At 41.0% G+C, this 16,042-nt stretch carries 11 protein-coding genes; 9 read left to right on the top strand and 2 right to left on the bottom strand.

Translation table 11 applies throughout. The annotated features are described in order from the left end of the window. Window position 1 precedes the first annotated feature (1 nt). From OK025_RS15825 to OK025_RS15840, 4 genes are all read left to right on the top strand, one after another. Complete coding sequence (locus tag OK025_RS15825) at window positions 2–2,926, top strand: glycoside hydrolase family 2 TIM barrel-domain containing protein (RefSeq protein ID WP_317665175.1); 2,925 nt, start codon at window positions 2–4, stop codon at window positions 2,924–2,926. A 26-nt stretch (window positions 2,927–2,952) separates the two neighbouring features. Further along, window positions 2,953–4,566: a glycoside hydrolase 43 family protein gene (locus OK025_RS15830; RefSeq protein ID WP_317665176.1), complete on the top strand. Its 1,614-nt coding sequence runs from the start codon at window positions 2,953–2,955 to the stop codon at window positions 4,564–4,566. A gap of 250 nt (window positions 4,567–4,816) precedes the next feature. After that, window positions 4,817–6,169 (top strand): MutS-related protein, encoded by a 1,353-nt coding sequence (locus OK025_RS15835; RefSeq protein ID WP_317665177.1) that lies wholly within the window; start codon window positions 4,817–4,819, stop codon window positions 6,167–6,169. A gap of 547 nt (window positions 6,170–6,716) precedes the next feature. Further along, window positions 6,717–8,612: a glycoside hydrolase family 97 protein gene (locus OK025_RS15840; RefSeq protein WP_317665179.1), complete on the top strand. Its 1,896-nt coding sequence runs from the start codon at window positions 6,717–6,719 to the stop codon at window positions 8,610–8,612. Window positions 8,613–8,779: 167 nt separating this feature from the next. Here OK025_RS15840 and OK025_RS15845 read toward each other — a convergent pair whose 3' ends face one another. Further along, entirely contained in the window at window positions 8,780–9,964 is a 1,185-nt protein-coding gene (locus OK025_RS15845; protein ID WP_317665181.1) for a TlpA disulfide reductase family protein, read from the bottom strand. Between the two features lie 275 nt (window positions 9,965–10,239). On the opposite strand from OK025_RS15845, the gene OK025_RS15850 reads away from it, so the two are divergent. The 5 genes from OK025_RS15850 (at window position 10,240) to OK025_RS15870 (ending at window position 14,988) form a co-directional block, all read left to right on the top strand. Further along, window positions 10,240–10,776: an RNA polymerase sigma-70 factor gene (locus OK025_RS15850; RefSeq protein ID WP_317665182.1), complete on the top strand. Its 537-nt coding sequence runs from the start codon at window positions 10,240–10,242 to the stop codon at window positions 10,774–10,776. Between the two features lie 32 nt (window positions 10,777–10,808). Beyond that, window positions 10,809–11,705, top strand: a complete 897-nt coding sequence (locus OK025_RS15855; protein ID WP_317665184.1) for an aldo/keto reductase — start codon at window positions 10,809–10,811, stop codon at window positions 11,703–11,705. Continuing rightward, a complete protein-coding gene (locus OK025_RS15860) occupies window positions 11,702–12,874 on the top strand; it encodes an enolase C-terminal domain-like protein (RefSeq protein ID WP_317665186.1) in 1,173 nt (390 codons plus the stop codon). The genes OK025_RS15855 and OK025_RS15860 overlap by 4 nt, the downstream gene beginning before the upstream one ends. Before the next feature lie 23 nt (window positions 12,875–12,897). Beyond that, complete coding sequence (locus OK025_RS15865) at window positions 12,898–14,457, top strand: sodium:solute symporter family transporter (protein WP_317665188.1); 1,560 nt, start codon at window positions 12,898–12,900, stop codon at window positions 14,455–14,457. Window positions 14,458–14,595: 138 nt separating this feature from the next. Beyond that, complete coding sequence (locus tag OK025_RS15870; RefSeq protein ID WP_317665190.1) at window positions 14,596–14,988, top strand: L-rhamnose mutarotase; 393 nt, start codon at window positions 14,596–14,598, stop codon at window positions 14,986–14,988. Here OK025_RS15870 and OK025_RS15875 read toward each other — a convergent pair. Then, window positions 14,975–15,856, bottom strand: a complete 882-nt coding sequence (locus OK025_RS15875) for an AraC family transcriptional regulator (RefSeq protein WP_317665192.1) — start codon at window positions 15,854–15,856, stop codon at window positions 14,975–14,977. The genes OK025_RS15870 and OK025_RS15875 overlap by 14 nt on opposite strands. Window positions 15,857–16,042 lie beyond the last annotated feature (186 nt).

Genomic DNA, 16,042 nt, shown 5'->3' on the forward strand with positions numbered 1-16,042 from the left:
AATGAATAAGTTTTTAACAGCATTACCAATCCTGCTTTTATTGGTATGGGGATCCTGCCTCCAGAGTTTTGGGAAAAAGCCAACGAGCCGTATTGAGTATCAATTAAACACGAATTGGGCCTTTTATCGTGGCGATCTTAAGGGTGGGGAAGGTATTGGTTTGGATGACTCCAAATGGATCCCGGCAGTATTGCCACACGTGATGCAGCTCGAGAAGAAGCACAACGGTGGTGATGCGATATATGATGGGATAGGTTGGTATCGACGCTATTTCAAGCTCTCTGATCAGTATCGTGGTAAGAAGGTCTTTGTGCAGTTTGAAGGTGTGATGAACAGCTGTGAGGTATTTGTCAATGGTAAAAGCGTTGGTAAGCACCGTGGTGGATATGTTGGCTTTACGTTGGATATCACGGATCAGCTTCATTTTGATCAGACAAATAACTTGATTGCAGTTCGGGTGTCGGCTGAGTACGATCCATTGACACCTCCGGGTAAGCCACAAGATAGACTTGATTTCTATTATTATAGCGGAATCTATCGGGATGCCAAATTGGTAGTTTCCGATCCCTTGCGCATTACCGATGAATTGGAACCAGATGCAACCCAGAATTCGGGTGTTTTTGTGCATTATCCTAAGGTAGATAAAAGCAATGCCACGGTCGCTATAAATACGGAATTGAAAAATGAGGATAAAGCGGTCAAGAAGGGGTACCTCTTGACCTTACTGAAAGATATCCAAGGAAAAGTTGTGGGCCAGCAGCAGTTACCATTTGAGCTGAAACCACAAGAACGTCGGCGGATAGACCAACTGATAGAAGTCAAAAATCCTCAATTGTGGCATCCCTATCATCCGATCTGTTATAACCTGGAAAATAGGGTGTACCTTGCCAATGGTGTCGAAGTGGATCGCCGTACCGAGCAGATTGGTATCCGCCAGATTCGGTATACCAGAGATGGTGGTTTTTTTATTAATGGCGAACATCTTTATATGGTTGGGGCCAATCGTCATCAAGCCTATCCCTATGTCGGTGATGCAGCATCCAATTCCGTACAGGAACGGGAAGTGATCGATATGAAACGCGGTGGGTATAATGCTGTTCGGGCAGCACATTATCCGCACGACCCTGCATTTTTGGAAGCTTGTGACCGCCATGGCCTCTTGGTTGTCGAATGTGTTCCGGGATGGCAGTATTTTAATAAGGCAGCAGAGTTTACAGATCGTTTGGAATCCATAACGCGCAGTATGATCCGTCGTGATCGAAACCGACCTTCTGTTATTCTGTGGGAGACCGCATTAAATGAAACCAGTTACCCCCTGTCGGTGGTGAAGCGTATTGCTGAAGCCGCACATGCTGAATATCCCGGGGATCAGTTTTATACCGCCGGTGATTATTTTAGTCATGAAGAAACGGAACCTTATTATGATGTTTTCTACAAACAGGTGTCCAAATACCCCAAAGATGGTAACGTGATGAGCAATTATCTTGAAGATCAAATAGCCGTTAAACCTTTGTTGACCCGGGAATGGGGCGATGGTGTGGGGGAAAAGCCAAGGGTAAGCCTGACGGAAAACGAATATGAGCAAATGCGGCAGGGGCGCAGCCGATTACATCAACTGAATGGAAATGGCTATTTCGATTGGTGTATGTTGGATGCCAACCCGCGCATGGGGGGGCACTTTATGTGGAGTTATAACGATTATACCCGTGGTGCCGAGGAAGAGACGATGTATTCAGGAGTGGTCGATGTAAACCGATATCCTAAGTTTGCCTATTACATGATGCAGAGCATGCGTCCCTATCGGCTGAATCAAAAGGACGTCTTTACAGGCCCTATGGTATTTATTGCCTCTTATAATTCGCCGGAAAAACTGAAGACATCAAGTACAGAAATCACGATTTATTCAAATTGTGAAGCAGTTGAACTCTACAGAAATGGAAAGTTTATAGCGCGGCAAACCCGTGAAGAACGAGCCAAGGTCTACCCGTACATCGTGGGAAAAGGCGGTAGTCCAAGTTTTGTTTTTGATGCAGGCGGATATGAAGCCGGTGAACTGAAGGCATTAGCCTATGTAAAAGGCAAAGTGGTCGCACAACATGCTGTGCATACAGCCGGTGTAGCTCATCATATTGAAGTCCTGGTGCCGGAATATGGCATTCAGCCAGTTGCGGACGGATCCGATATGATTCCGGTGTATTTTAAAGTATGTGACAAAGAGGGCAACCTGTTGCATGATGCACAGACAGCGATCCGTATTCAGGTTACAGGTGAAGGATACTTAATAGGGGATGGTTCGGCACGTATCGCAGTAAATCCACAGGTCGTTGAAGGCGGAATTGGATTTGCTTTTGTGCGTACCAGCAAAAAAAGTGGGACAATTCATATCGGCGCAACAGCTGAAGGCTTGGAAAGCGGAAGCAAAGCGATCAGATCGATCCGACCTACATCCAGGGAAATCCCTGATGGTGATCACGCTGTCTTTTGCGGAAAGGAAGAAGATCATGCGGTTATTAAACCCACGAAATGGGACAAAGAACTGTTGGCCCGACCAAAGGTAAAATTCAAAAAGCTGACAGCAACGTCTGCACATGCTGATTTTCCGGTCACTCAGGTGATCGATGGCGACGACTATTCGTGGTGGATTGCAGATCAGGATAAGTTCCCGCAGGTTGTCACCTTTGAACTGGACCAAGCAACCAAGGTGGTCGGTGCTCGTGTACGTTTGCAGAAAGATAGCTCCAAATATCGCTATAAAGTTGAAGGGTCGTTAGATGGGACGACATGGGAGGAACTGTATGAAAAAGAATGTACGGGCTGGGAGTTTAAACCGGTCAAATTGGATAATGTGCTGAAATTTATACGGGTCAGTATTTTGGAAGTTTCAGAAGGGCGCGCAGGATTGGCTGAAGTGACCCTATTTCAATAATTAATAACAAGGAATTAAAAATAACTATGAATACGATTATAACGAAGCGCTATGGTAAGCCGTCCACGAAGCTGGGGCTTGCATTAGCCTTGACACTATCACTTTTTGGTCAAGCGTCGGCGCAGCAGGTATGGAGTCCTGACAATGGTAATGGTACATTCACGAACCCTTTGCTTTGGGGCGACTGGCCCGATCCTGATGTGATCCGTGTGGGAGACGATTTTTACATGATCTCGACGAGTATGCATTATGTGCCGGGAGCTCCGATTGTGAAATCCAAAGATTTGGTAAACTGGGAAATGGTGGGCTATGCTCTTGATCATTATGATGAAGATCCGCGCTATAATATGGAGGGCGGTACATTGTATCTCAATGGTTCATGGGCAGCAACCTTAAAGCATCACAATGGGAAGTTCTATGCTGGATTCTGTACACCGTATGGTTGGGGACGTGAAAAGGGTAATTTCTCGATCTGCGAAGCGGATAAGCCAGAAGGGCCATGGAAACGGACAATCTTTCCCGAATACCTGTATGATCCTGGATTGTTCTTTGATGATAACGGTAAAGTTTATGTCGTACATGGTCAAGGTACATTATACCTAACAGAGCTGAATGCAGACGTTAAATCGGTCAAGAGTGATAAAGTCAAAATCTGGCAAGGTAGCTTCAAAAATGCGAACGAACTTGGTGGTCATTTTGGAATGGAAGGAGCGCATATGTACAAGATCAATGGCAAGTACTATATCACCTGTCCGGCGGGAGGAACACAGGGCTGGCAGATCTGCTTGCGCTCAGATAATATCTATGGACCTTATGAGCATAAATTGATTCTCAATGATAACAGTTCCTATCCTGATAACGGCCTACACCAAGGTGGAATGGTGCAATTGAAAAACGGGGACTGGTGGTTTATTATTATGCAAGATCGTGGTGCAATTGGTCGGGTTCCCCATCTTTTACCTGTCAAATGGGAGGATGGATGGCCAATGCTCGGAACCGGTAACAAGGATGTGATTACCTATAAGAAACCAAATGTCGGAAAGACTTACCCCATAAAAACTCCGGCTACGACTGATGAGTTTAATGGGACAAAACTAGGATTGCAATGGCAATGGAATCATAACCCTGACAATAGCAAATGGTCGCTTCAAGAACGTAAGGGATATATGCGCTTGCATGCCTCCCGTGCTGATTCTTTAAAAACCGCCCGCAATACGCTGACACAACGGGTACAGGGACCGAGTTCGGAAGGGACTGTTGAAATCGATCTGAAAGGATTGAAAAATGGTAATGTGGCTGGTTTTGGCATCTTTGAATTTCCATATGCTTTCGTCGCCGTGGAACAGGTTAATGGCAAACGTAAAATTATTATGAGCAATGATGACAAGATTATCGAAAGCAAAGAAAATTTTGATGGCGATAAACTATGGGTGCGGGCACGCATTACTGATAGGGGGGGCATAGCAAAATTTTATTATAGTACTGATGGTGAAAATTTTTATGTTATTGGAAATGATTTAACGATGCAGCTAGGGCTACCTTGGACAGCAAATCGTTTTGCATTGTTCAATTATAGTAAAACAGCAGAAGGGGTAGATGGTTATGCCGACTTTAATTGGTTTAGGTTTACCAATAAGTAAGACAAAGCCTATTGTGTAATAAATGCTAGTTATAAGAGAGTCTAGTATCATTTGACGATACTGGGCTTTTTTTTCAGAAAGTGTCTGATGTTATTGGCCCGAGAGAATCTTCAGTTCGCTATCAGAGTTGCTGAAGTCTGCGAAATCGTGAAGGTTTTGTCTTTTGTAAACTACATAATTATCCTGATACAGTTTTGTTAATGACAATGACTTTGAGTAAGTTTAAGGAAAGAGCCACAATAAATAAATTATGTCGATCGTTGACAAGCAGACTTTAACGGATTTAAATGTTACCAACAATAGGTATAAGGATATGGTCGATTTCTTCGATTGTACAGTTACACTAGGTGGGCGGGATATGTTGTATAGTTATTTTCTTGAACCTCTTTCCTCTAAATGGGAAATAGAATGCAGACAGCATTTAATTCTTTTTATGCAAGAAGTTGAGATTTCGGATCTACTGGATAAGTATATGATGCAGGATCTCGAGCAATATTTGTCTCTGCCGCGAGAACCCTATTCTCCTTCACGGGCTACTTATTATCTGGAAATGGTGTCAACGAATTTTTTGTCTTTGGATTTTAAAAAACGCGAGATACTTGTTAAGCGATCTATTCACGAAATAGCAAAGATCGCGGATGGTCTTGCTATTTTTTTAGCATCTGCAAAATCAGAAGCTCATAGTTTAGCTATTCTCAAAGAGTACCGTAAGCACATCGATTGTGTTTTGGAAGATATCGATCGGGATGAATTTAAACAGTTGCTGAGTAACAAATTTTCTAAGGAGCTGATGATCAAATACGATTATCTTTTTAGAAATATAAAACGAAATGCAATACGTGAGATTTTTGGTGTTTTGTATCATTTGGACGCCTTATTCAGTGTAGCGAAAAATATTAAAGGAAAGAATCTTGTATTTCCTCAGGTGGAGGAAAAGACAGGCGGTGAGGATATGATCACCATACGAGGAGCCTATAATTTATTTATTGAAGATGCCATTAAAAATGACGTCGAAATAAAAAAAGAAAACAACCTTTGGTATTTGACTGGAGCAAATATGACCGGCAAATCTACCTTATTGAAGACAATTGGAAGCTGTGTATATCTGGCACATCTTGGTTTTCCGGTCCCAGCGGACGCAATGAAGACCGTGCTTTTTGATGGAATATCAGCGACTATAAATTTAGGTGATAATATTAATGCAGGTGCAAGTCACTTTTTTAATGAGGTATTACGGGTTAAACATTTGGCGGAGTTACTGACATCTGGTAAGCACATGTTTGTTCTGATGGACGAGTTATTCAAGGGGACAAACCATAGTGATGCCAGTGAAGCAACCTTGGAGTTAGTTAACTGTTTGAAAGGATACAAGAACAGTGTATTCTTATTGTCCTCACATATTACAGAAATTTGTCCCATACTGTATAAAGATGGTATTGCGCTGAAATATTTGGGAGTCCAGTTGGATGAACAGAAGGGGATTGTCTTTACATACCGACTTTTGGATGGTGTTGCCGAAGAAAAGTTAGGTATGTGGTTATTGCATAAAGAACGGGTATTTGAGATGCTTCGGAAAGTCAATTTGGAGACAGGACAAAATTGAATCCTTTGGATCGTATTCGGATTGTGTTCGTATCAGTTTAGTAAGTAGAGTTATTTACTTTAGATATTGATCAATCCCAAAACAGATTTTTTCTATTTTGAGATTGATCAATATTTTTGTCGGAATCAGGATCTATCCCTGATCCGAAGCTGGCTCTAGTTATTCCGAACGGAACATTGCGGTAGTTGCTTTATATTAGTACTCCACATGGTAGTCTTTTTTGAATGTTTGTCCTGACCAGGCTCTCTTTGCTGTCCGAAGGGAACTGTATTTTGGTCTTCTTCGTGTTAAATAATCTTATTGGTTTTTAAATTTAGCGAGCATTTCTAACATTTTTACCCTACTTATAGAGATAATTCGACCTTATAATTCTTTACTGTTAGGCAACATATTTTATACAGTATCGAGTAGTCCGGTTATTTATTTAACGCGATACCTATATTGATCTATCTTTCTACTGTTTACTAGGGTATAGTATGTTTAATTCGACTTATAGCGGGAGGACTCTACTATAAACTCACTTTTTCAATATATTAAATGCTAATTTATGTTTAGATCGATTTTAATAACCTTATTTATATCCTGTGCTATAATTGTGCAAGGTCAAAAATTAAGATTGGAAAGTCCGAATAAGGTGCTGTCGGCCGAGGTCCACCTTGCTTCGGGTAACAATACGATACATTTATCTTCAGCCTCCCAAACGTTGACGGACATCAGGATCTTGGATTTTGACTGGACCGAAAATATAGTCCAAGGTGACTGGCAGCTGATAAAGAGCGATAAACGGACAGTAAACCGTAAATGGAAGCCTCTTTTTGGCGAGCGTAACACTATCAAAGACAACTATAATGAAATTGAGTTACAATTACAGTCCAGCGGAAATCATAAAAAAATGCGTCTCTATGTGAGGCTTTACGATGAAGGAATCGCGTTAAAATATGGATTTGACAAAAATGACTTTTCTGGATTAACCATCAAATCCGAATCTACGGCTTTCCATTTTAGTAGCGATGCTACAACCTGGGTCGCGGGAGCGGCACAAAGTGCTTATACAAAAACAACCTTGAGCCAGCTGAAGGGTGAGTTTGAAAGACCTTTGGTGGTTAATCCCGCGCCGAAATTATTTATGGCGATTGGTGAGGCTGCTTTGGTTGATTTTGCACGCATGAAGTTTACTTATCAGGCTGACGCGAAAAGTTATATCGTTCAATCTGCATTGTCTGGCCCCGTAGCGCTTGATAAAGCAGCCTACGAAAGTCCGTGGCGCTATGTAATGGTTGGAAAAACAGCGGGAGAATTGGTCGAGAATAACTATTTCGTCCTCAATTTAAATAAGCCGAATGAGATAACGGATAGCTCCTGGATAAAACCAGGTAAAGTATTACGTGAAGTGACATTAACGACAGCTGGGGGGGGTGCTGCGGTGGACTTCGCAGCACGTAACCAGATTGACTATGTCGAGTTCGATGCGGGATGGTATGGCCCTGAAGAGTCTACGGCTTCGGATGCGTCTCGTGTAAATGTCGATCCAGCACGTTCCAAAGGTCCATTGGATTTACAATCGATAATTGATTATGCGCGTAAGAAAAATATAGGCATCTTACTTTATGTCAATAAAAAAGCTTTGGAAACACAATTGGATCAGATCTTACCGATCTATCAGAAATGGGGTGTCAAGGGACTTAAATTTGGTTTTGTCAATGTCGGTAGTCAACAGGCTACAGCCTGGTTACACGAAGCGATCCGTAAGGCCGCCCAATATAAGTTAATGGTAGATGTACACGATGAATACCGACCTACCGGATATTCACGGACTTTTCCCAATCTCATTACGCAAGAAGGCATCCGTGGCGATGAAGAATCACCGAGTTCTGAACAAAGTCTGATTACGATGTTTACACGTGCTATTGCGGGCGCTGGTGACTATACCAACTGTTACCATGCTGTTCGCGTAACGACCAAAATGGGGGGAAAGGCTGCCCAAATGGCTAAAGCGGTGATGTTGTATAGTCCATGGCAATTTATCTATTGGTACGATCGCCCTGCAGATGCGCCACATAAGGCGGGTGGAGCCGGAGGAGAGCACGAAACGCTGATCGATGAATCCGAAAACGCAGTAGCGTTCTATCGTAGCCTTCCTGTCACATGGGATGAAACTAAAGTGCTCAAATCGGACATTGGTGAATGTGGAATTATTGCACGTCGCTCGGGTAATCGCTGGTATATTGCGATGCTCGGAGCAAAGGTAAAACAGGATATCAAAATTGATCTTTCCTTTCTTGGAACACCTGATTGTTTCAAAGCGCAGTTGTGGAGCCAAGATGAGCAGGGATTGGCTAAAAATACGGTCGATAGGAAAGAATTTGGACTTACATCCAAAGTTTTTACCACAACATTGGAGCCCAATGCCGGTGCAGTATTGATCTTGGATAAAATAAAATAAAAGCGTACAACCTTAACAATTCAAAACAGCTGTGGACGTCTTTGTTCGCAGCTGTTTTTTTGCTATTATGGTCTTTTCCTTTTCTATTTTGCTCCTTTCCATTTTTAAATAAAACCATGGATGACCGATGGATAGCAAAAAATAGAGAATAGTTATACGAAGGATGATTAGAGAACTTCCTTTAATTTCTCCCATAATTCGTTTCCTTTTAGATTCCGCCCAATAATCTTACCCTCCTTATCCAGTAAAAAATTCATCGGAACATGTGTTATTCCGTATTTTTTTCCTGTTTCACTTTTTATTCCTTTGAGGTCTGAAAGTTGTAACCAGGAAAGTTTATCTTCCGAGACTGCTTTCTGCCAGGCATGCATATCGGTGTCTACAGAGATGCTGATGATTTTTAAACCTTTAGGAGCATAGTTATGCTGGACCTTGACTAAATTCGGATTTTCGAGCCGACAAGGACCGCACCAGCTCGCCCAAAAATCGATAAGTACATACGATCCCCGATAGTTTGACAATGCATGTAACTGTCCGCTGTGGTCTGGTAAATTAAATGGCGGCGCAGTATGCCCTATTCCAGTGGGTTCCTTTAACAAAACAAACTGCAGTAGCTCTTTCCCATATTTTGATTCTTTGATAGTACTGTCGAGAAGTTCATATATGGCTCGGCTGATAAGGGGATCTGTATTGGCTAGATTTGACTTTGCGATGTAAGCAGCAACTTGTGAAGACGAATTCTGGCTGACATGCATCCGAATAGCATCATTAATTTCATTTTCAATGGATACTAATTCTGCATTTAGTTGATCACTTAATTTCCTTTCGGTCTTTTTTAAATTATTCTTTTTTCTTTTGATTTGCTGTGATCTCTCAAAGAGGACGTGCAGTTTGGATTTATAACTGTTGTATTCATCCTGCTCTTTTGTGCCCGAAAAAGTCCAAAAATTGGGTGATTCAAATTTACCTTCCCCATAGAGTTTTCCAGGCGATAGTATAAATGGCCCTTGATATTGCCTCGATGGAAGTATATTGCCTTTATTATCTTTGAAATGAACCCCCAACATAAAGGGTTCAATACCACTGACTTTTCCATTAAATGTGAATTCTCCATGAATAATTTTGGTAGAGTCAATTTGCTGTCCCTGTTTTAACCCCTCACCATGTCGGAGGTAGATCCAGCCACTGTCGTAGTCCTTTAATTTCCCCGATACAGTGTAATTTCCAGTGGAGTCTTGTAATGATGAGAAATGATTAGCTTGTGCCAATTGGAGAGACAGTATTGCGATCACTGGAATTGTTACTAGTTGAGACAGTGACCTTGTTTGTTTGAATAGGCTTATTTTCTTCATAAAGTTAATTTTGAACTTAGTGCTCATTTTGATTGTTTTGGTCTGTTTTTATTTTAAATTCTATCTAATTGGTTTAATAAAGGTCGATTTGAGCACCTATATCCCTAGTTTATTTTTAATTGAAACGTTAAATAATATGGAGCGGTGTAATTTGCGCTTGCAAATAAAACACCGATAATGGTCAAATTTGACCTAGTTGTGTCGCGTGTATATTTTAAACTTTACATAAAAATAGATGGGATTTGGTTTGCCCTTTCCTATTCCCCAATGATGTAATGAAACAGGTAGCACAGCATTTTGATCAATTATTTAAAGAATATCATCAGCAATCCTTTTTGTTTGCGAAATCTTTTGTCCATATTGATGCCGTGGCAGAGGATATTACTGCTGATTCCTTACTGGCGACCTGGGAACGGATGCAGGTGGAGACCTTACTCTCTCCAAAATGTTTTTTATTGCGTGTTATTAAAAATAAGGCCTTAGATTATTTGAAACACCAACGCATTCATCGCCAACTGATAGAACCGTTGGACAATTGTGATGAAAGAGAACTTCAACTGCGTATTGATGGCTTGAATGAATTAAATGAGGGCCGTATTTTCTTCAAAGAAATCCAGAAAATTACAGCTCAAACTTTAGAGCAGATGCCTACAAAAACAAGGGAGGTGTTTGAACTGAGCCGTCATCAATACATCAGTGGTAAAGAGATAGCTCAACAAATGGGGATTTCCGTAAAAGGGGTGGAATATCATATTACAAAGGCACTTAAAGTCCTAACTGTAAATTTGAAGGATTATACGGTTGCTTCTTAGTAATTTAGATCTTAGAATTCAAATAGAATGCAATGTATAATTTAGGAATCGATAAAGTAATATTAGGTACAGCGGGACTGGGTGGTGTATGGGGGAAAGTAGATCCTGAAGAATCTGTGCAGACTATTCTTGAGGCCTTATCTCATGGCATAGGTGCTTTGGATGCAGCTCCGGCTTATGGAGATGCGGAGTCCATTGTCGGTCAGGCTCTAGAGCTGTGGACCGGTGAAAGGCCTGTAATTAGCACAAAAGTTGGTCGATTAAAAAGTTATGTCGCTACCGAAGCAAAATATGATTACTCGATTGCTGGTATGCAACGTAGCGTCGACGAGAGCTTAAGGACACTTGGGGTATCAACTGTTGATGTACTTTTTTTACATGAACCTGCTGTACTAACTGTAAATAACGCTGAAAGGGTAGTTTCAGCCATAGAGCATTTTAAAGAAAAGGGATTTGCCAAAAAAATTGGCATTGGCGGAAATCCCCCCGATTGGTTCCTGCCATTTTTGGAAGAAGGTCGATTTGATATTCTGATGGAGTACAATAAGCTGAATGCTTGTCGTGTAGATGCGCTCCAAAATAGTATACCGAGATGCCAGCAGACCCAAACGGAATACTATGCGGCGAGCCCACTGAATATGGGACTTTTAGGCTGTAAGTTTCAAGAGTTTTCACGGTGCATACCTGATTGGCTCGACGTTGGAACGGTTGAACAGGCACGACGAATTCAGGCTATTGCAGAACGGAATAACTTACCATTGGAAGTGCTCGCATTACGGTTTCTATTGAATTTGAATGTCGAATTTAAATTAGTCCTGGGAGCTGCTAACAGGCAACAACTGCAGAATTCTTTAGGCGCAATCAATCAGGGCAAATTGCCAGTCAAAATTTATAAAGAAATCCTTCAAACGTTTAATGATAATAAATGAATAAAATAGATCAGGAGATTTTTAATATCCAAAAAGTCAGTATTCGAGTTTTGGAACCTGTAGCTAACATAACTCCTTTTCAGGATGCAACAATGGGACCATTTTCAAGTTTTGGCATATCCGTTATTCGCATTGAAGATGCTGAGGGATTTGTCGGCGAAGCACCTGTTTATAATAGTTATACCAATATCTTGGAAACCTGTATATTCCCCATATTGTTTCATTGTGAAGGTTTAACCTATGCAGAATTTTTTCCTAAGCTATATTGGTCTATTCGAAATGAAGGATTCAAAGGTGCGGCGTCGGCGCTACTGGGACAGGTCGATATGGCTTTATATGATTTGGCAGCCAGGCGCCGCAATCTACCATTATATCGTTATATCGGAGGCAATCGGAATAGTGTAAAAATCTATGGAAGCGGTGGTGGAACCAATTATACATTGCAGGAACTGGATAAGGAAGTTGCGCTTTTCCTGGATGCTGGAGTAGATTGCTATAAGATGAAGATTGGGAAGGAATTCGGTACAAATGTGGCTGCTGATATTGAACGTGTAAAACATGTACGCAAACTGGCGGGAAAAGATATGCAGATCGCCGTGGATGTCAACCAGATCTGGTCTTGTGAGGATGTATTTAGATTTTTAGATGCCATTGGTGAAGATGAATTGGCCTGGCTCGAAGAACCGATACATTCTGCGGCCTATGATCAGATTGAGGAGCTTTGCAAGCGTACTTCTGTTCCTGTAGCTTATGGCGAATCTGAGCGGACCTCTAAAATATTTCCTATGTTGGCCAACTGTGGAGTAAAACACTTACAGCCTGTTCCGACACAGTTCGGTGGAATAAAGGAATGGATGGAAGTCCGGGATTTATGTACAAATCGCAATTTGCAACTTTCTTCTGGTGGTTATTCCTTATATTCGAGCTTTTTAATGACTACAGCTAACGAAACTGGCATGATAGAATACCTGTATTCACTGATGTATGGCTTGGAAAAGTATTTTTTAATTCGCCCATCATTGGAAAACGGGCAGTTCCATTTACCAGAATCGGATGGATTGCCTGTACGTATCGATTGGGAATATTGCCTGAAGGAGAATAAGGTGGTAAGGGAGCAGGTCTGGTTAAAGCAGGATGTCCCAGGATATAATCCATTGGTTAGTATGTAATACAATAAAAAGCGAACCTGATTATGAATTTATCATTTAATTATATTGATTATCTAGTTTTAACAATATATGCTTTAGTTCTTTTGTATGTGGGGTTTCGTTTTTCAAGAAGAGAGAAAAATCAACAGGATATATTTCTGGGCGGGCGTTCGTTAAAATGGTGGCAGATTGGATTTTCTATCTTTGGAGCTAATGCCGGACCAACGATGTTAATTGGCTTTGCCAGCATTGGATTTTCCCATGGAATTGTCGCAAGTAATTTCGAATTATTGGCTTGGATCTTTCTGATGTTATTGGCCATGGTATTCTTGCCTTATTATCTAAAAACCAAGATTAGTACAATACCACAGTTTCTGTTGATCCGTTTTGGTAAAAGGTCTTATAATTTTCTGATCGTCTATAGCCTGATTTCCATTTTAGTCGTTTGGCTGGGCAGTGCCCTATATGCTGGCGGTTTGCTTATCTCAGGTATTTTCGGCTGTCAGTTGTTTACAGCAATCGTCATTATTGGTGTCATCGCAACAAGTTTTACTGCGATAGGGGGATTGAAAGCTGTTGTCCGTACTGGCGTTTTCCAGTCCATTATTATTATTGTATCGTCTATCATTTTGACCTTCCTTGGTTTTCAGAAGATTGGACATCTGGATACGTTGATCAGTCAAACTCCAGCATCCTATTGGAAATTATTTTTACCAGCATCAAATCCCGAATACTCATGGGTTGGGATCGTGTTAGGCTATCCTGTCGTAGCCATATATTATTGGTGCGCTGATCAGACGATCGTACAGAAAGTTTTAGCTGCGAAAGACTTAAAAGAGGGACAGTATGGAGCTCTATTTATCGGTGCACTTAAGATTATCATGCCGATTATATTTATTTTGCCTGGTATCATGTGTTTTGTATTATTCAAAGATACCGCGCCGGATAACGCCTATATAACTATGATCAAACAATTGATGCCGCATGGTCTTTTGGGATTGAGTATTGCAGCGCTGATTGCGTCTTTAGTAGATACGGTATCATCAAGCTTGAATTCATTTTGTACCGTGTTTACGTTGGATGTTGTACCGCAATTTAAAGTGTTGGATAATAATCAGCAGCGGCGTATGGGGAAATGGGTAACTGTTATAGTTGCGTTGGTTGGAATCGGCATAGCGATGCTATTTTCTTATTCCGGAAAAGGTTTTTTTGACCTAACACAAGGTTTGGTTTCCATTTTAGCACCACCATTGGCAGTTGTTTTCCTGTGGGGAGTAGTCTGGCGTGGAATTAATGGGAAAGCAGCCGAAGCTGTCTTATATGGAGGTGGTCTAATTTGTTTAATACTAGGCGTTTGTCATGTCTTAAATTATCCTTACCGAGGCTTTTGGCCGCATTTTCTGATGCTATCTTTTTATATTTTTGTAGCTTTGAGTGTGATCATTGTGCTGGTCTCTTTCTTGACCAAATCCAATGCAAATTCGCAGCTGCCGACCTTATTTGATGGATCGAATGCAAAAGAGGCTGGTCAATCCCGTTCAGTTTGGTTGACTTGGGTTGGACTGGCCTTCGTCATGATCCTGATTTATATTTATTTTAACTGACCTTATTCGTGGATAATGTAGCTGGCCAGTTATTAATATGGCGAAGGAACGATTGAATAGAAGGAGGCTCATTTAGTAAAAAATTAAACAAAAGTAACGATGAAAATGCTTATTCGCCTACTTATATTATGCACTTCAATGGCATTTACTATGTGCAAAGGGGAGGGGCCAAAATCGACTATACCGAAATACGAAGAGCATGTCTTTGTGGTTAATATTGTCGACAATCCAGAAAAATTAAAGGAATACCTGACTTACCATAGTCATGTTTGGCCAGAAGTGGAGGCAGGTTTTAAGAAAGCAGGCTATGAACGGATCGCATTATATCGTTTCGATAAGCTGATTGTCATGACAGTTAGCGTCCCTGCGGGGGCTAACCTTGATCAGATGGGGAAGCTTGCCGAATCCTACAGTCCGAAATGCGCCGAATGGAACGCGTTGATGAATACCTATCAACAAGGTGTCAGCGGTACCGAAGCAGGACAAAAATGGGCTGAAACGAAACTTTTTTACCAATTTAAACGCAGATAGCTTCCGGTGTGCGATACTGCTTTAGAAAATCTCGGGGCGTACTACCCTTAACATCTTTAAAATGTTTGTTAAAATTTGAAATATTATTGTAACCACTTTTGTAGCAGGTCTCTGTGATATTGTATTGTCCTTCCATCAATAATTTTGCCGCGTGACCAATGCGTATCTCTTTGATAAAATCTACTAAGGTCCTGTTTGTTTGCATTTTGAAGAAACGACAAAAGGCAGAGGAAGACATAGGTACTATTGAAGCTACATCCTGTAGGGTTATATCCTCTCTAAAATGCTTGAATATATAGTCGAAAACTCGGTTAATACGATTGGCATCTGTCGAATTTTCAATGATATTGAAGGATGGTGAAGATAATGTCCTATAGGAATTGGATAAGGCCAATTTGTCTAAAAGCTGTAGCATCAATACCGCTCGGGACAGCCCTGAGGCAACCAGCATCTCATTGAGAATATCTTTAGCCTGTCTAACTATAGGCCCTGAAAACAACACTCCTTTTGCTGCATTAATAAACAACTGGTTCAGAAGAATTGCTTCGGGCTTGGTCAGAAAATCTTTACCCAAAAAATCAGGATAAAAATGAACGATGGATGCCGTGGCCGGTTTATCCTTATCGAGTGTATTGTAATATTGCCAGCAATGCGGAAGATAGCTTCCTAACAATACCAGTTCGTCACCTTCAAAATCCTCAATGTGATCCCCTATGAATCGTTTCCCCATACAATTACCCAATAAGACAATCTCAAAGTTTCGATGTGACTTTAATGAAGTGTATTTTTTGATTTCAAGTTCTTCGCTACGGACAGTAAATGACTGATCCGGTGGGAAAGTAAAGTTTTCATAAATATGCTGCATCATAATAAAAGCCTTTAACGGGTTTAAAAATTACCAGATTATAGCAACCGGTTGCATAGCTTAGTTAAAGGTAAGAAAAAAAAATATGAAAGTATAAAATTGGCGCATCTTGTATGTAAAATCTTTAGTGCAAAAAAACATTACAAAAGAGCAAATTACTGGTGGTTCTCGCTATTTAATATCCTGAGA

The sequence above is a fragment of the Sphingobacterium sp. UGAL515B_05 genome (assembly GCF_033097525.1).
Taxonomy (GTDB): Bacteria; Bacteroidota; Bacteroidia; order Sphingobacteriales; family Sphingobacteriaceae; genus Sphingobacterium.